The organism is Microbacterium sp. PAMC21962 (assembly GCF_019443465.1).
In the GTDB taxonomy this organism is placed as follows: Bacteria; Actinomycetota; Actinomycetes; order Actinomycetales; family Microbacteriaceae; genus Microbacterium; species Microbacterium hominis.
In genome coordinates this window covers 1,841,325-1,856,273 of sequence record NZ_CP080381.1, presented here as the reverse complement: position 1 = coordinate 1,856,273, position 14,949 = coordinate 1,841,325, and the positions used below count along the sequence as shown (strand labels likewise).

The 14,949-nt window shown below is 70.5% G+C and carries 19 protein-coding genes and 1 tRNA gene; 15 read left to right on the top strand and 5 right to left on the bottom strand.

Annotated features, from left to right (window positions below; all coding sequences use genetic code 11):
- Positions 1–52: 52 nt before the first annotated feature.
- Both KY498_RS08995 and KY498_RS08990 read left to right on the top strand, forming a co-directional pair.
- Positions 53–886 carry a sulfurtransferase gene (locus tag KY498_RS08995; protein ID WP_191007862.1) on the top strand — a complete coding sequence of 278 codons (834 nt, stop codon included), beginning with the start codon at positions 53–55 and terminating at the stop codon, positions 884–886.
- Positions 887–902: 16 nt separating this feature from the next.
- Complete coding sequence (locus KY498_RS08990; protein WP_191007863.1) at positions 903–1,886, top strand: aldose 1-epimerase family protein; 984 nt, start codon at positions 903–905, stop codon at positions 1,884–1,886.
- Between the two features lie 57 nt (positions 1,887–1,943).
- Here KY498_RS08990 and KY498_RS08985 read toward each other — a convergent pair whose 3' ends face one another.
- The 4 genes from KY498_RS08985 to KY498_RS08970 all read right to left on the bottom strand — a co-directional run bounded on the left by KY498_RS08985 (position 1,944) and on the right by KY498_RS08970 (position 5,566).
- Positions 1,944–2,186 (bottom strand): hypothetical protein, encoded by a 243-nt coding sequence (locus KY498_RS08985; RefSeq protein ID WP_223848834.1) that lies wholly within the window; start codon positions 2,184–2,186, stop codon positions 1,944–1,946.
- Between the two features lie 67 nt (positions 2,187–2,253).
- On the bottom strand, positions 2,254–4,095 hold the full coding sequence (locus KY498_RS08980; protein WP_191007864.1) for a carbohydrate-binding domain-containing protein: 1,842 nt from the start codon (positions 4,093–4,095) through the stop codon (positions 2,254–2,256).
- 38 nt (positions 4,096–4,133) lie between these two features.
- Entirely contained in the window at positions 4,134–4,958 is an 825-nt protein-coding gene (locus KY498_RS08975) for a polyphosphate polymerase domain-containing protein (RefSeq protein ID WP_191007865.1), read from the bottom strand.
- Positions 4,955–5,566 carry a DUF4956 domain-containing protein gene (locus tag KY498_RS08970; RefSeq protein WP_060959036.1) on the bottom strand — a complete coding sequence of 204 codons (612 nt, stop codon included), beginning with the start codon at positions 5,564–5,566 and terminating at the stop codon, positions 4,955–4,957. The genes KY498_RS08975 and KY498_RS08970 overlap by 4 nt, the downstream gene beginning before the upstream one ends.
- Before the next feature lie 122 nt (positions 5,567–5,688).
- On the opposite strand from KY498_RS08970, the gene KY498_RS08965 reads away from it, so the two are divergent.
- The 3 genes from KY498_RS08965 to KY498_RS08955 all read left to right on the top strand — a co-directional run bounded on the left by KY498_RS08965 (position 5,689) and on the right by KY498_RS08955 (position 6,936).
- Complete coding sequence (locus tag KY498_RS08965; RefSeq protein ID WP_060959037.1) at positions 5,689–6,069, top strand: DUF5684 domain-containing protein; 381 nt, start codon at positions 5,689–5,691, stop codon at positions 6,067–6,069.
- Positions 6,070–6,140: 71 nt separating this feature from the next.
- Positions 6,141–6,821, top strand: a complete 681-nt coding sequence (locus KY498_RS08960; RefSeq protein WP_223848835.1) for an asparagine synthase — start codon at positions 6,141–6,143, stop codon at positions 6,819–6,821.
- A gap of 39 nt (positions 6,822–6,860) precedes the next feature.
- Positions 6,861–6,936 (top strand) — tRNA-Arg (locus KY498_RS08955).
- Here the strand turns inward: KY498_RS08955 and KY498_RS16630 are convergent.
- The gene (locus KY498_RS16630) at positions 6,899–7,096 is read right to left on the bottom strand and encodes a helix-turn-helix transcriptional regulator (protein WP_375140957.1); all 198 of its coding nucleotides are present in this window, start codon (positions 7,094–7,096) and stop codon (positions 6,899–6,901) included. The genes KY498_RS08955 and KY498_RS16630 overlap by 38 nt on opposite strands.
- Before the next feature lie 181 nt (positions 7,097–7,277).
- Here KY498_RS16630 and KY498_RS08945 point away from each other — a divergent pair, with 181 nt between their 5' ends.
- The 10 genes from KY498_RS08945 (at position 7,278) to KY498_RS08900 (ending at position 14,947) form a co-directional block, all read left to right on the top strand.
- A complete protein-coding gene (locus KY498_RS08945) occupies positions 7,278–7,853 on the top strand; it encodes a hypothetical protein (protein WP_191007866.1) in 576 nt (191 codons plus the stop codon).
- Positions 7,850–8,014: a hypothetical protein gene (locus KY498_RS08940; protein WP_191007867.1), complete on the top strand. Its 165-nt coding sequence runs from the start codon at positions 7,850–7,852 to the stop codon at positions 8,012–8,014. Before KY498_RS08945 ends, KY498_RS08940 begins: the two co-directional genes overlap by 4 nt.
- The gene (locus KY498_RS08935; RefSeq protein WP_191007868.1) at positions 8,011–8,298 is read left to right on the top strand and encodes a hypothetical protein; all 288 of its coding nucleotides are present in this window, start codon (positions 8,011–8,013) and stop codon (positions 8,296–8,298) included. The genes KY498_RS08940 and KY498_RS08935 overlap by 4 nt, the downstream gene beginning before the upstream one ends.
- Positions 8,295–8,615 (top strand): hypothetical protein, encoded by a 321-nt coding sequence (locus KY498_RS08930; RefSeq protein ID WP_191007869.1) that lies wholly within the window; start codon positions 8,295–8,297, stop codon positions 8,613–8,615. Before KY498_RS08935 ends, KY498_RS08930 begins: the two co-directional genes overlap by 4 nt.
- Before the next feature lie 104 nt (positions 8,616–8,719).
- Complete coding sequence (locus tag KY498_RS08925; RefSeq protein ID WP_191007870.1) at positions 8,720–10,291, top strand: hypothetical protein; 1,572 nt, start codon at positions 8,720–8,722, stop codon at positions 10,289–10,291.
- 8 nt (positions 10,292–10,299) lie between these two features.
- Positions 10,300–10,518, top strand: a complete 219-nt coding sequence (locus KY498_RS08920) for a hypothetical protein (protein WP_191007871.1) — start codon at positions 10,300–10,302, stop codon at positions 10,516–10,518.
- 36 nt (positions 10,519–10,554) lie between these two features.
- Positions 10,555–11,643 (top strand): hypothetical protein, encoded by a 1,089-nt coding sequence (locus KY498_RS08915; RefSeq protein ID WP_191009815.1) that lies wholly within the window; start codon positions 10,555–10,557, stop codon positions 11,641–11,643.
- Between the two features lie 3 nt (positions 11,644–11,646).
- Complete coding sequence (locus KY498_RS08910) at positions 11,647–13,383, top strand: hypothetical protein (RefSeq protein ID WP_191007873.1); 1,737 nt, start codon at positions 11,647–11,649, stop codon at positions 13,381–13,383.
- Between the two features lie 7 nt (positions 13,384–13,390).
- Positions 13,391–14,755, top strand: a complete 1,365-nt coding sequence (locus KY498_RS08905; RefSeq protein ID WP_191007874.1) for a pyocin knob domain-containing protein — start codon at positions 13,391–13,393, stop codon at positions 14,753–14,755.
- A gap of 9 nt (positions 14,756–14,764) precedes the next feature.
- Positions 14,765–14,947 (top strand): hypothetical protein, encoded by a 183-nt coding sequence (locus KY498_RS08900; RefSeq protein WP_191007875.1) that lies wholly within the window; start codon positions 14,765–14,767, stop codon positions 14,945–14,947.
- Positions 14,948–14,949 lie beyond the last annotated feature (2 nt).

The window sequence follows — 14,949 nt, the reverse complement described above, 5'->3', positions numbered from 1 at the left end:
TGCCGGGACTCCGGCATCCGCCCGTGTGCGTGTCGGGCGTAACGTCGGAGCCATGACATCCCCGACGCCCCTCGTCGACGCGAGCGCCCTCGCCGTCGAGCTGTCCTCGCCGACGCCGCCCGTGCTCCTCGACATCCGCTATCGGCTCGATGCTCCCGACGGCAGCGCCGCCTACGCGGCCGGCCACCTCCCGGGAGCCGTGTACGTCAGCCTCGACGACGAGCTCGCCGCCCACGGCGATCCGGGGGAGGGGCGCCATCCGCTCCCGTCCGCGGCCGCGTTCCAGCGCGCCGTGCGACGGTGGGGCATCGATGACGGCGACGAGGTCGTCGTCTACGACGACTGGAACTCCTTCGCCGCGGCGCGCGCCTGGTGGATGCTGACCGACGCCGGGATCGCCGCGCGTGTGCTCGACGGCGGCCTCGGCGCCTGGACGCGCTCCGGCGGCGCCCTCCAGACCGGCGTCGTGACGCGCCCGGCCGGCACCGCGACCGTGCGACCGGGGCGACGCCGACGGCTCGACATCGACGACGCGGCCGCCCTCGCCCGCGACGGCGTGCTGCTCGACGCGCGCGCCCCCGAACGGTATCGCGGCGACATCGAGCCCCTCGATCCCGCCGCCGGGCACATCCCGGGGGCGCGCAACGCGCCGACGACCGCGAACCTCGACCCCGACGGACGCTTCCGTCCGGCCGAGGCGCTGCGCGCGGCATACGCCGATCTCGACGGCCTGCCGGTGGGGGTCTACTGCGGCTCGGGGGTGACCGCGGCGCACGCCGTGCTGGCGCTACGGGTCGCCGGCCACGACGCGGCGCTGTATCCCGGGTCGTGGAGCCAGTGGTCGAATACCCCCGGCCGGCCGGTCGCGATCGGCGACCGGCCCTGACACTACGATGTTGACGATGCCACTGTCACCTGCACACCTGTCTGCGACGTCCGTCCCCGCCTCGGGCACCGACGTCACCCTCCGTTCCGGATCGTACGAAGCGCACATCGCCAGTGTCGGCGCGTCGCTGCGCGCCCTCACCCTGGACGGGCGCGACCTCGTCGTCCCCTTCGCCGCCGACGAGGTGCGTCCGGCCTACCGCGGCGCCACCCTCGCTCCGTGGCCCAACCGCGTGGTCGACGGGGTGTACACCTTCGCGGGGCACACGCACCGGCTCGCGCTGAGCGATCCCGGCCGCCCCAACGCCCTGCACGGCCTCGCGGTGTGGCTCGACTTCGACGTCGTGGCGCAGAGCGAGGACGAGGTGACGCTCGCCACCGAGATCGTGCCGCAGGCCGGCTACCCGTGGCGGTTGCACGTCGAGACCACCTACCGCCTCTCCGCCGACGGCCTCACGCAGACCGTCGCCGCGACGAACCGGAGCGCGGATGCCACGCCGTTCGGCACCGGCCCGCACCCCTACCTCGTCGCGGGCCCCGCACGGCTCGACGAGTGGACGCTCGACCTGCCCGCCGGCCAGGTGCTGGAGGTCACCGACGCGCAGCTCGCGCCGATCGGGCTGGCCGACGTCACGGGGTCGCCGCGGTTCGACTGGCGTGCGGAGCGCACGCTCGGCGACGTGGAGATCGACCACGCCTTCACCGGTCTGCAGCGCACCGACGGCGCCGCGGTCGTGCGCCTGACCGACCCGTCGGGCACCGGGGTCGAGATGGTCTGGGATGCCGCGTGCCCGTGGGTGCAGATCCACACCGCCGATCTCCCGCCGCTCGCCGACGGCAGCGCGCCCGCGGGGCACCGGGCCGGACTCGCGGTCGAGCCCATGACGTGCGCGCCGGATGCCTTCAACGCCGAGCGCTACGACTACGACGCCGGACTCGTCGTCATCGAGCCGGGCGCCACCGCCGCGGCGTCGTGGCGGATCGCCGGGTTCGCGCGCTGACACCGCAACGACGAGGGGCCCCGGAGAACTCCGGGGCCCCTCGTCGTGCGGCGGGTCTCACGCGTCTCCGCGGAGCTCTTCCTTCACTTCGTTGCGCTTGTGCACCGAGTCGCGCTCGGCCTCGGCCTTCTTGACCTCGGCATCCGCCTTGACCTCGTCGATCTTGTCCTCGACGCGGTCGACGGTGTCCTCGAAGCCTTCCTTGAGCTTGCGGCCGGCCGTCTCCGCGGCGCTCTTCGCGTCGTCGATGAATCCCATGATGTGACTCCCCTCGTCCAGCTCGTACAGTGTCCGTTCCACGGTAGGCGCCCCGGCGGGGCCGCCACGAGGGGCTTGTCCGGCCCTCCGACACGTGCTATCGGTCAGGTCACGGACGCTGGCCGCCGCCGCCCATGCCGCCCTGACCGCCGCCGGGGCCCATCTCCGAGGACGTCTGCTCGCCGGCCACCGCCGAGCCCACCGTCGTGCCGCCGGAGCTGCCGCCGCTGGTGAGCCCGCCCAGCAGCGCGGTGCCCGCGGTGCCGCCGGAGGTGAGGGTGTAGGTCTGGCCGTTGACGAGGGCGGCGTCGGAGTAGACGAGGCTCTGCGTCTGCTTCGTGGTCGTGAAGGTCGCGAGCACCGTTCCCGACGAGTCCACCACCGACAGGACCGTGCCGGCCGCAATGGTCCCGCTCGTCGTGAACTGCACGGAGGCCTGCGCCGAGTCGGCGGACGGTGCCATCGCCATGCCCGACGAGCCGGCGGCGAGGAAGACGCCGCCCGAGATCGTCATGCCGTTGTCGACGTCGAGCGCGCCGTTGTCGTTCGCGGTCGGGCCGTTCACCACGACCGTGCCGCCCGACATCGTCAGCGTGCCGGAGTTGACGTCCAGGCCGTCGCCCTGCGCGTCCACCAGGAGCGTCCCGCCGGTGATCACGAGGGTCTGCGCCCCTCCGCCGGCATCCGGCTCGGAGACGTTGAGGCCGTCGTCGCTCGAGGTCACGGACGTGTCGCCGCCCGAGACCGTGATCTGCGCCGCCTCGAATCCCTCGTAGGCCCGGGCGACCGTGGTCGTTCCCGCCGAGACGACGAGCTGCAGGTCGGCGTGCACGCCGTCGTCGCCCGAGGAGAGGGTGACGGCCGCGCCGCCCAGGTGCGCGTACGCGTTCGTGTTGACCGCGTCGTCGGCGGCATCCACCTGCACCGTCCCGCCCTCGAGCACGGCGATGACGCCCGCGGAGATGCCCTTCGCGCCGCCGTCGGCGTCGCCGCCGGAGCCGCCGCCCGCCGTGATCGACAGGGTGCCGCCGGTGGTGACGACGTCGGTGGCGGCGTCGATGCCGTCGTCGCCGCTCGTGATCGTCGTGGTGCCGTCGGCGAGGTAGACGTAGCCGCGTGCGGCATCCTCCGTGTTGTCGCTCTTCAGGCCGTCGCCGCCGGCGGACACCGTGATGGCGCCGCCGCGGACGACGACGTAGTCCTTGCCGCGGATGCCGTCGTCGACGGCCGTCACCGCGACGGTGCCCGACTGGATCACCAGGCCGTCCGTCGAGGCGATGCCGTCGTTGCCGTTGCCGGTCACCGTCAGTGAGCCGGTGCCCGTGATCGTGAGGTCGGCGGCGCTGTACAGGGCCGCGTTGTGGGCCCCGTCGGCGTAGCTCGACGCGTCGGAGAGGCTGTTCGTCGTGCCGTCCGCGAGGATCACGACCGCCTCGTCGGCCGCCTGAACGTCGATCGCGGCGCCCGCCGTCGTGGCGATCTGGGCCCCGTCGAGCACGAGGCGCACCTGTCCGTCGACCGTCGAGTCGACGACGATCTGGCCGCTGTACGAGCCGGAGAGCACGTACGTCCCGGGAGCGGTGATCTGCACGGTCGCCCCGCTGACGGCGGCGCCCTCCCCGGAGACGGTCGCGGATGATCCGGACAGGGCGATCGTGGTCGCCGTCGCCGCGTCGTACGCGTCGTCGTCGGCCTTGTCGTGGGTCTCCTGGTTGCCGGCGAGCACGTCGGCGGCCGTCTGGGTGGCATCGGTGGCGCCGGTGATCGCGCTGGAGAGCGTGGACGCCGTCTCCACGGTGGAGGCGGACGCGGTGGCGCTGGGTGTCGGCGAGGACGTCGCCGTGGCGGCGCATCCTGCCAGCACGAGGCTGACCGCCAGTGCGGGGGCGGCGAGCAGCCAGAGCCGGCCGCGAGGGGTGCGGGGCGTGCGGGCGGTGGGTGTGTCGTTCATGATGTCGTCCTTTCGACGGGGGAGTGGAGGAGCGGGGCTCACGCGGCGACGGTGGTGACCGTCGCGGCGGAGAAGTGCCGCGTGAGAACGCGGTTCCAGCGATGGGCGGGCAGGTCGCGGTACAGCGCGGCCATGCCGGTGCCGTACTTCGACACCGTCGCGGGGCGGTGTCCGTGGCGCCACAGCGCGCGGTCCAGGGCCCCCGCGCGCTGGCCCGACTTGGTCTCGACGACCACGGATGCCGGCAGCCGCAGCATCCGCCCGTCGCCGTCGAGTCGCGTCAGCCAGGCGAGGTCGGTGTCGATGGTCGCCCGCGACGGGTCGTGGCGGTCGGTGCCGGGCAGGAGGATCGTCGTGCGCCGGTAGCGGGTGACGAGTACCGGCACGAGCGCCGTCGCCAGCCGTTCGGCGTCGGGGATGCCCGCGTCGGCGAGCAGGTCGGTCGCGTACGAGACGGCGTCGTCGTCGAGGACGTCGTCGGCGGCGTGGACCGCGACGGGGACGCGATCCTTCACGGTGGCGGCGCGCGCTCCCCGGGTCTTCACCTCGAGGAACGATCCGCCCGAGTCGAGGTAGGTGCGCGAGCGCACCTTGAAACGGCGGCGGCGGCCGTGGACGGCGCCGTAGTAGCTGTCCAGCGCCGGGGTGTCGAAGTACTGGGAGGCGTAGCGCAGCGACCGCTCGCCCGCCACCTCCAGCACCTGGGCGTCCGCGGGGAGCGCGGCGAGCACCTCCGGGAGTGCGCGGAGGGGGAGGAGGTACTTCCTGTCCACGCGGGTCTGCAGCGCGGCCTCCGCGTTCAGCGCGGTCAGATCGACGGTGTCGAGGTGCTGCAGCGGCTGCAGGGCGGTGAGCGGGCTCATCGTCCCAGCCCCGGCGTGCCGATGGTCTCCAGCGTCTCGGGATGCCGCGACGGTGCGCTGCCCGGTCGCGGAGCCGAGTACCGCACGTCCACGACGGTGGTGTCGGCGACGAGGTCGATGCTGCGGGTGGTGATGCGGTGCGCGGGGGTGCCCAGCAGCTGGGCGACGGCCCGGTGCAGCTCGGCCTCGTCGATGTAGGCGCGGTCGAGCACGAGCTGCTGCTCGCGCGAGCGGCGCAGCAGCGCCGGGCTGTCGACGACCGCGATGACGCCCACCACGAGCGCGATCAGGCCGATGCTCAGCCACGTCACCGACGAGCTCAGACCGGCGATGAGGCCGATCGCGAGCGCCGCGAGGTAGTACGACATCTCGCTCTGCTCGATCTCGCGCGAGCGCAGACGGATGATCGAGAGTACGCCGAACAGGCCGAGCCCGAGCCCCGCCCCCACGGCCGTGTCGGTGAGGACCATCGAGACGGCGAGCACCCCGACGTTCACCCCCACGAAGGCGACCGCGAGGTCGCGGCGCCGGTGGCGCGGGTAGTAGACGGCGAAGGCGAGCAGGGCGATCGCGACGAGATCGAGGGCGACGGCGGCGAAGGGGGCCATGGGAACTCCTGACGTGTGTGTCCGGATTCCCATGACAGACGGGCTCGCTATGCGCTTTCTATGCGGCGCGTCGGTCGCGCTTACGAATGCGTCGGCGGGCGATGCCCTAGCATGGCGCCGTGATGACCAGCGCAGGCACCCTCGACCAGTGGCAGTCCTTCTTCGGGCAGGGGACGGGGCTCGCGCTCTTCCTCACCTACTACGTGCTGCTCGCGGTGGCGATGTGGAAGGTGTTCAGCAAGGCCGGGTATCCCGGCATCCTCGCCCTGATCCCCATCGTGAACTGGTTCATCCAGGTCAAGATCGCGGGCTTCTCCGCGTGGTGGGGACTGCTCGCGATCGTCCCGCTCGTCAACATCGTGTTCTCGATCATCGTCGCGCTGCGCATCGGACGCGGCTTCGGGCACGGCGGCTTCTTCTCGTTCGTGCTGCTGTGGGTGATCGCGCCGATCGGCTACTTCGTCATCGGTTTCAGCGGCGACCGCTACTCCCGTCCGGCGTGAGGCGGGAACCCACGGCGCCCGCCTCGACCCCCGCGGAGCCGGTTCCGTAGGATCGAGGGTGAGGGGGTGCCGTGGCAGCCAGCAGCAAGCGCGTACGCACCCGTGACGTCGTCGCGGAGGGGCTGTACATCGCGTCCGCCGCGACGCGTCTGAGCCTGAAGAACACCATCCTCGTGCACATCCTCGCCGACGGTGAGGACTTCGACCTCGACCGTTACCTCCCGGAGGCGAAGGCGGCGCTGGAGGCCCTCGCCGCGGAGGCCGAGGACGACGCGGCACGCACGGAGCGCGAGCGCCGCGCGGCGCGCGGGCGCCACACCGACTCCGACGGCACGCACGACTATCGCAGTCGCGACGTGCGCAACCTGCGCCGGCGGCAGAAGCAGTCGCTGCACGTCGCGCACGAGCTGCGGGTGCGCGCCGACGACGAGGAGGAGCTGCGCAAGCTCGTGATCGACGCGCGGGATGCCGCATGGGCGGAGGTCGCGAGCAACATCGACCGGACGTTGCGCATCGAGGCCGCCCGCCCCGACCTCGACCCCGACTACGACCGCATGCGCAACGCCCGCATGCAGGCGCTGCGGCTCGTCGACCTGCCGAAACTGCGCGCCCACCGCCGCAGCGTCGCCGCGCAGCAGAAGCAGCGCGCCGCGGGCGTGGAGCCGGCGGAGATCGCGGAGCGCTCGGGCGCGGGGACGCCCGGCCTGGACGAGCTCGACGTCGGCCTCGATTCGTCACATCCCGGCGCGTAGGCTAAGCTGGTCCTCGGCCCTCGACGAGGTGCCGAAACTGCGCCCGTAGCTCAATGGATAGAGCATCTGACTACGGATCAGAAGGTTAGGGGTTCGAGTCCCTTCGGGCGCACCACATCACCAGTCAGCCCCTCGGCGAACCAGTCGAGGGGCTGACTCGTTGCGCGAGCAATGGCGAACATCTTCGAGGCTGAGGGCTCGGTTCGGCCTGTCTCCCACTGGGTCACCGCGCTCCGCGACACGCCAACGGCATCGGCCAGGTCTTGCTGGCGCATGTCGGCATTGACCCGTGCAAGTTCGATCTTCTTGGCGAGCGTGGCCCGCGTTTCGATCAGCGTCATGAATGCACACTAACAGTTAGATATCGCGACACGCCGCGGTGAATCCAATCCGGCGTGTCGCGATCACGGCGGGTTAGCGTGCAAGCGTGAATGTTAGATATCCAGTCATGGGGTCATGATGGGCGTCAAGCTCGTCAAGCTGACGTACGTCTACGCAGCAGACATCCCGCTCAACCCGAACGAGTTTCGTCTCCTTGCGTGGATGAGCATGACTGCGCTCGACGACGATGAAACGCCCCGATACTTCGACAGTCGGGAGTCATCAGCGCTCGCTCTCGGCCGGCGCGTCGTCGATGACGGATACGGCGATGAAGCTGACCAGCGCGAGCGAACTGCCGCATTCGAGGCGGTCAAGGTGGCGCAGCGCGGCCTCTGCGCGATCGGCGCAATTGAGCGTGTGAGTACGGGCCGGAACGGTCGGCGCTCCGAGTACGCGATCCGTCTCGATGTGCTCGCATCGCGTCGCACCGCCGAGTTCATGAGGCGGCGGGCTAAGGAAGGCTCAGCCTTCCACCAAGGGAAGGGCGAGCCTTCCGCCAAGGGAAGGGCGAGCCTTCCGCCAGGGGAAGGGCGAGCCTTCCCCTCAGGAACAACAGAGGAACCACAAGGAACAACAGCAGGAACCACCACCGGAAACGGGACCACCTCACCAGGGGCTGTGGACAACGTTCGATTCGAGGTGACGGCATGACTCTCGGAGGCAAGGGCCACACCCACATGTTCGACCCCGACAGCGGATGGTGCGCGTACTGCAACCTCCGCGACGACGGCCGCCTCATCGGCCTCGGCGGTGCCGTCTGGCAACCCGGCCGACCCTCATTCGATCCCAACGCCACGGAGGACCAGACATGACCAAGGCTCACCACCTCGCCGCCCTCGAAGCACTCGCCGATGTCGCCAACGCCGCGACTGCAACGGGCATCGCTGCGAGCGAGAAGCACTCCGACGAACTCGCCGCATCCGCCGCACGCATCCACGCCATGGCCGATGCGGCACGCACCCGCCTCGTGCAGGACGGCGACGAGTACCTACCCGTCGCGTGGGCCGTGCTCGACACATGCCGGATCAGCCTCGCCGAGACACGCCTCCGCGTGAGCAACGCACGAGGACGCCGATACGCGGTGAGCTACGCATGAGCGCTCGGCACCACACGCCCGCCTACCAGCGCAACGCCCGCATCATCCGCCAGCGTGTCCAGGGTCAGCACCGCATGGGCGCCTCGGCCACGTGCTGGCGTGGCGGCGGACCTATCCCGCCCGGCATGCCCTTCGACGTGGGGCACCGCGACCCGCTCGGCGGCGACGACGTGGGGAACCTCGCACCCGAGCACCGCACCGCCACGCCCGGATGCTGTCGAGGCAACCGAGCCCACGGCGGCGCAGACGGCGCCCGCATCACCAACCAGCGGCACACGCCGCGCCGATCCAGCGAGGCCACGACATGGAGACTGTGATTCAGCCAGAGACCGGGCCTTTTTTTAGAGAATCGGTCATACCCCCGCCTACCGGCAGCCTTCTTTCCCCCCGAGACTGGGACGGAACCGAGCTACCCGACGAGGTGCTCGCGCACCCGCTCCTCGACGAGGCCGCGTGGATCGAGTTCCGCGACTCCGGACGTCCGCCGTCCGAGCGCACCGAGCTTGCGACGAGCTACCAGTCGCGGGCCGAGTTCCTCGTCGGTGCGTGGCTCATCGACCGGGTAGTACCGCCGCAGCTCGGCGGGTCGCTCCTCGCCAACCTCCAGCCGCAGATGCTCGTCGAAAACGACACCCTCGCGGCCGGGTGCTTCCGCAACGCGATCCTCATGCCGCGTCGATCGTCCAAGACCACGACGCTCTGGTGCGTGCTCCTCGGACGGTGCTACATGCGCCCGATGCACCAAGCCGGCTACACGATGCTGACCCTCGCCAAGAAGGCCGACAAGCGGTTCGAGCTGGACGTGCGCGACCCGATCGCGCGCAAGTGGCGCGACGAGCGCGCGCGCTGGACGACCTACGGCGTCAAGCTGAAAGACGGCAAGGGAGGCAAGGGCATCCAGTTCGCCAACGGGTCCAACCTCGACGTGCTCGCGCCGAAGGGCGACGAGGTGCGATCGGGCGCATACGACACGCTCGTGCTCGACGAGGCCGGCGAGGCCGAGCCCGACGAGTGGGCAGACATCGTGTCGTCCGTCATCCCCGCATTCGACACCCGCCCCGGCGCACAGATCATCCTCGCCGGCACCGCCGGCCGCTACCGCACCGGCTCGTACTTCTGGAAGGTGCTGCACGACCCCGACGCCGGACGGCTCCGCTACGGCGTGCCCGACGACATCGACCCCGCACTCCTCGACGACTGGGACACCGTGCGGCTCCTCGTCGACAAGCTGCACCCCGGCCTCGACGGCCTCACCACCCTCGACCGCATCACCGGCAGCTTCGAAGACCTCGGGTGGGCGCTGTTCGCTCTGGAGTACCTCGGCCACTTCGGCGACGAGGGCGGCAACGCAACCGCGATCAGCGTGCGCGCATGGACCAGCACCCGCCAGGCCGGCCCGGTTCCCGAGGGCGTCACCTCGGGCTCGATCGCCCTCGCCGTGCACCCGAAAGCGCTCTACGCATCCATCGTCGTGGCCTGGCACATCACCGGCCCGAGCGATCTCGCCGAGGCCGCATGGGACCTCGACGGCATCACCGCCAACCGACCCCGCGTCGGCCTGAAACTCCTCCACCACCAGCGCGGCGTGCAGGGCATCGAGCGGACCCTCATCCTCGCCGCGCGCGCGCTCAACGCCCCGATCGTCTACGACAAGGGCACATCGGCATCCGTCGCCGTCATCGAGCGGATGCTCGAACGCGCACGACCCCGACCCCGCGTCGAGGAACGCCAGCTCGAACAGGTCAAGATCGCGCACGCACAGCTCGTCGCCGGCATCGAGCAGGGCGACATCTGGCACTGGCCACAGAAGCAGCTCGACACCGCAGCCGAGATCGGCGTCGTCGTGACCATGGGACGCGGCTACCTCATCCGCCCACCCAAGGGCGACGAGAACGACGTCACCCCGATCGAGGCCGGCGCGCTCGCCTACGACGCTCTCCCACAACGACCCATCAACCCCGTCACGCCCGCCACGGCATTCGACTTCGGATAGGAACACCCATGGCCCACAAGTCCCGAATCTGGCTCGACATCACGCCGTGCAGCATCGTCATCGTGTGCAACGACTGTCCCCACTGGCGCGGACTCGCCCTCAACCGCGACGACGCCTGGCAGCGGGCGGAAGCCCACGAAGACCTGTGCCACCCCGGCGCTGACCAGGCCTCCGATGCCGTCGCTAAGCGAGCCTCGCGGGCGCGACACGCCGCTGTCACCGTGTGATTTCACCGTGTCAGGAACCGCCCGGAGGGTTCTCGTGTGGGAATCTTCGGGCGCAACATCGACAAGGCATACGGTCCTCAGTCGACACTTACGATCGCCGTCGCATCCCCGTGGACGCCGACAGACAACCTGACGCAGCTTGCCTTCGATGAGCTGTTCAAGGGGCCGGACTCAGCCAGTATCCCGATGACGCGCGAGATCGCGCTCCGCATCCCCGGGGTGAAGCGCGCTCACCAGATTCACGTGAAGCAGTTCGCGGGCCTCGCGTTCAACGCGATGGTCAACGACCAGATCGCGCCGACACAGCCCGCATGGCTGACCTCCTCCGCGTCGGGCGTGTCGCCCTTCCACCGCATGCACGGCGTCGGCAGCGACCTGTTCTTCAACGGGTGGGCGTGCCTCGGGTTCGACCGCAGCCCGCTCGACGCGGACGCCGACTGCATACACGTCCCGTTCGGCCTGTGGGGCATCGACCCCGAAACCGGACGCCCGTGGATCGACGGAAAGCAGCTCGGCGCCATGGCACGCTTCGCCGCCTACCCCGTGGTCATCTCGGCCGGATACGGCGACAACGGGCTCCTGGTCGACGGAATCGACACGCTCCGCGAGGCACGCCAGATCGAGGACGCATACAAGCGCCGGCTCGACGACCCCGTGCCCCTCACCATCCTCAACATTCCTCGCGATGCATGGGAGGGCATGACGCCCGAAGAACGCGCCTCCTACCGGGAGCAGTGGGTCGACGGTCGCCGCAAGTCCTCGACGGCGCTGAAAGTCGCCGAGTGGCCCGTCGAAATGCCCGGTCAGGTCGCCGTCGACCTGTACGAAACCGGACGCAACGCCGTGCGCCTCGACATCGCGAACCACACCGGCACCCCCGCGAGCCTCCTCGAAGGCACCCGCCAGGCGGGCGGCGGCGGCACCGACGTGCGCTACACGGGCGTCGCGAACGGTGCCATGCGCGGCGAGCTGTGGGAGTTCGGCTCCGCGCGCGGCTTCACCCTCGCGTTCGAGGCCCGTATGTCCCTCGACGACATCGTGCCCTCGGGTCAGTCGATCCGTGCCGACCTCACCAGCATCAACGCGATCCCCGCGCCCGACACCAACCCGCCCCGGGAGGACTGACCCATGGAACCCGTCATCATCGACGCCGGCACCCTCACCTTCTCCGACGAGGACATGACCGCAACCGGCCTCCTCGTCCCGTACGGCGTCAAGTGCCGCAGCAACCTCGGCGAGTTCGACGTGACCTCCGGCGTCTTCTCGATCCCCGCCGACGTGACCGGCGCATCCCTCAACGTCGAGCACGCCCGCGAGAACGTCGTCGGCGGATTCGCCCGCGCATGGGAGCAGCCCGAGGGCATCATGGGCACCTTCAAGTTCGCGGCCACCGACGAGGGGCGCGCCGCCTACGCCGACGCCAAGTCCGGCAAGCGCAAGAACCTCTCCGCCGAGGTCGCGGGCGTCCGCATCCGCGACGGCCGCGCGATCAGCGGGCGACTGTTCGCCGCCGCGCTCGTCGAGAAGCCGGCGTTCGAGGGGGCGACGCTCCTCGCCGCCGAGGACACGCCCTCGTCCGAGGTCTACGACTCGCCCGAGGCTGCGTCCTCCAGCCAGTACGTGACCGAGTTCACCGACTCCAACGGCGTCAAGTGGCGCCGCATCGAAACCAACACCTCCACGACGACTGTCGAGAAGGTCGACAACCCCGACGCCAACCCGGCCGAGGACAACCCCGAAGGAGGGTCCACCGTGACCGCAACCGCAACCGAGCCGGGTACCCAGGCCCCGGCATCCGTCCCCGGCACGCTCCTCGCCGGCGCACCGCAGGGCGCCGCGCCCGACGCGGGCACCCGCGTCGACATCGACATGGGCTCGCTGTTCGCCGCGATGTCCACGATCAAGAGCGGACTCGGCGACATCGAGGCGGCCGAGACGCTCCTCGCCGCGCTCACCGACATCAAGTACGAGGCGACCGGCGGACTCACCACCGCCAACTCCGGCATCCTCCAGAAGGCGTGGGTCGGCAAGCTCTGGCAGGGCCGCCGCTACGTCCGGAAGTACATCGACCTGTGCACGCACCTCTACGGCGGCATCCAGCTCGCCGGACGCGAGGGCTACACCATGACCGCCGGCAGCGAGCTCGTCCAGGAATGGGCCGGCAACAAGGCCGACATGCCCTCGGGCGGCGCGACCACCGCCAAGCGCGGCGCATCCCGCAAGGCCTACGGGTGGGCCGCCGACCTCGCCCGCGAGTGGTTCGACCTCGAAGGCGGCGCCGACCTCATCGAGGAGCTGATGAAGCTCGTCATCGACTCCTACGCCCGCGTCACCGACCGTCAGGCGCTGACCGACATCTTCAACGCCGCATCCAAGACGACCACCGCGCTCGACCGCCTCGTCGCCCCGGACAGCCTCCCGTCCGGCACGCCCACCAACTCGCAGTACTACCCCGGCGTGGTCATGCTCATCCAGGCCATCGAGGCGATCAGCGACGCCGACGACGACCCCTCCTTCGCCGTGGTCAACCCGGTCCTGTGGAAGCAGCTCATCTACACGCCCAAGGATCTCCTGCCGGAGTTCGTCACCCTCTCGGCCCGCGCCGGGACCGGCGAGGGCAACGTCGACGGGAAGGTCGTCGTCAAGAAGGCGCCCCAGTCGTTCTTCGCCGGCACGACCGCGGCCAACCCGCAGGTCATGGCCGGCGCCAAGGGTGCGATCGAGTTCCGCGAGCTGGGCGAGACGCCCATCCAGCTCGACGCGCTCGACATCGCCCGCGGTGGCATCGACAAGGCGACCGTCGGCTACCTGGAGACGTTCGTCGTCCGCCCCGAGTCCCTCGTCCTCATCGGCACCAAGCCCTGATCCCGTCATGACCACCGTCAACATCGACATCAACCGGCTCACCGCCACCGGACACGTTTCGGCGACGGCGACCGTGCGCGTCACCTACGTGCGCGGCACGGCGACGCCGGTCCTTGTCGACGGTGCGGCGGTCACCTACCCCGACCGGATCGAACAGGAGATCACCGGGACAGCGGCCATGGAGGTGTACGAAACCGGACCCTCCATGGCCGCCCACTGGCTCATCACCTTCCCGACCGGCGCCCGCCTGGAACGCGTCACCGCGATCCCCGCGAGCGGAACCATCGACTTCGGCGACCTCGCTGACATCGACCCTGCCAGCGTCACCCCCACACTCGACGTCCTCCACGCGTGGGAAGCGATCGTCGGCGAGGTCGCCGGATACACCGACACCACCCTCGACTCCCTCGCCGCCGCCGTGACCGCCGCCAGCGCCTCCAGCGCCGCGGCCACCGCCGCCAGCGGATCGGCATCCGCGGCCGCCGGCAGCGCAACCGCCGCGGGCGCGTCGGCCGGCACTGCAAGCACCGCCGCCAGCGCCGCACAGACCGCTCGGACTGGCTCTGAGACTGCACGCACCGCCGCCGAGGATGCGGCGAGCCTTGCACTCGCGGGGCAGTTCGCGGGAGCGACGGTCAACGTGGCGACGGACGTCGATACCTTCCGGACACCCGGCGTCTACCGGTTCACGGGCGCCGCCACGACCTCGCCGAACCTGCCCGCCCAGCTCAGCGGCGTGCTCACCGTCACCCGGGTGAACGGTGATACCAACGTCATGCAGGAGTACCGGCCCTTCAGCGGGACGGCGGTGCGTCGTCGTGGGTACTACATGCGCACCGCGGCGAACAGCGCCACCGCCTTCGACGCCTGGGACTTCGTCTCGCCCGTGCGATTCGACACGAGCGCGGGGCGGGCGGCCTACATCGTGGACTCCGTAGCGCAGCGTGAGCAGCGCATCTACGGTGACACCGGGTGGCGGGATGTCACGTCGCTGCTGGACAGTGCGAAGTGGGACTACGCGTCCTCGAACTTCCACGTGCTCATGCGACGTGTCGGCGACAACGTGCAGATGGTGGCTCGACTGAAGACGGTCGGTGCGGTCGCGGCTGGCGACACCTTCCTCACCGCCCCGACCGGTTTCCGCGGCCCCGTGCCAGCACCGGGCGCAGCACCGTTCAGTGTCGGCCCGGTGGCGGCGCCTACCGGCGTGGGCCACATCCGCACCGCCCCGTTCAGCGTGACGGGCGTGCTCGACTTCCGCAGCGCGATCGCGGCGACGACCGAAATCTCGTTCGCCCTCTCGTGGCTCACAACCGAAGCGTGGCCGACGACCCTCCCGGGCGCCGCGTCCGGCACGATCCCGAACGCCTAGGAGACAACGATGGACGATCTCACCGCCCTCACCGACGCGCAGCTCGACGCGCACCTCAACGCGGTCATCAACGAGCAGGAGCGTCGCCGTCGTCTCGCCAATGCGCCCGCACAGGTCGCGCAGATCGCCGCCGCCTTCATCGCAGACGGCGGGGATCGCGCCGCGCTCACCGCCGCGATCGGGGAGGCCTGACC

What these genes read in the sequence shown, in the direction of transcription:
- KY498_RS08995 (WP_191007862.1), top strand. Translation starts at nt 53, where the DNA reads ATGACATCCCCGACGCCCCTCGTCGACGCGAGCGCCCTCGCCGTCGAG.
- KY498_RS08990 (WP_191007863.1), top strand. Translation starts at nt 903, where the DNA reads ATGCCACTGTCACCTGCACACCTGTCTGCGACGTCCGTCCCCGCCTCG.
- KY498_RS08980 (WP_191007864.1), bottom strand. Translation starts at nt 4,095, where the DNA reads ATGAACGACACACCCACCGCCCGCACGCCCCGCACCCCTCGCGGCCGG.
- KY498_RS08975 (WP_191007865.1), bottom strand. Translation starts at nt 4,958, where the DNA reads ATGAGCCCGCTCACCGCCCTGCAGCCGCTGCAGCACCTCGACACCGTC.
- KY498_RS08970 (WP_060959036.1), bottom strand. Translation starts at nt 5,566, where the DNA reads ATGGCCCCCTTCGCCGCCGTCGCCCTCGATCTCGTCGCGATCGCCCTG.
- KY498_RS08965 (WP_060959037.1), top strand. Translation starts at nt 5,689, where the DNA reads ATGACCAGCGCAGGCACCCTCGACCAGTGGCAGTCCTTCTTCGGGCAG.
- KY498_RS16630 (WP_375140957.1), bottom strand. Translation starts at nt 7,096, where the DNA reads ATGCGCCAGCAAGACCTGGCCGATGCCGTTGGCGTGTCGCGGAGCGCG.
- KY498_RS08945 (WP_191007866.1), top strand. Translation starts at nt 7,278, where the DNA reads ATGATGGGCGTCAAGCTCGTCAAGCTGACGTACGTCTACGCAGCAGAC.
- KY498_RS08940 (WP_191007867.1), top strand. Translation starts at nt 7,850, where the DNA reads ATGACTCTCGGAGGCAAGGGCCACACCCACATGTTCGACCCCGACAGC.
- KY498_RS08935 (WP_191007868.1), top strand. Translation starts at nt 8,011, where the DNA reads ATGACCAAGGCTCACCACCTCGCCGCCCTCGAAGCACTCGCCGATGTC.
- KY498_RS08930 (WP_191007869.1), top strand. Translation starts at nt 8,295, where the DNA reads ATGAGCGCTCGGCACCACACGCCCGCCTACCAGCGCAACGCCCGCATC.
- KY498_RS08920 (WP_191007871.1), top strand. Translation starts at nt 10,300, where the DNA reads ATGGCCCACAAGTCCCGAATCTGGCTCGACATCACGCCGTGCAGCATC.
- KY498_RS08910 (WP_191007873.1), top strand. Translation starts at nt 11,647, where the DNA reads ATGGAACCCGTCATCATCGACGCCGGCACCCTCACCTTCTCCGACGAG.
- KY498_RS08905 (WP_191007874.1), top strand. Translation starts at nt 13,391, where the DNA reads ATGACCACCGTCAACATCGACATCAACCGGCTCACCGCCACCGGACAC.
- KY498_RS08900 (WP_191007875.1), top strand. Translation starts at nt 14,765, where the DNA reads ATGGACGATCTCACCGCCCTCACCGACGCGCAGCTCGACGCGCACCTC.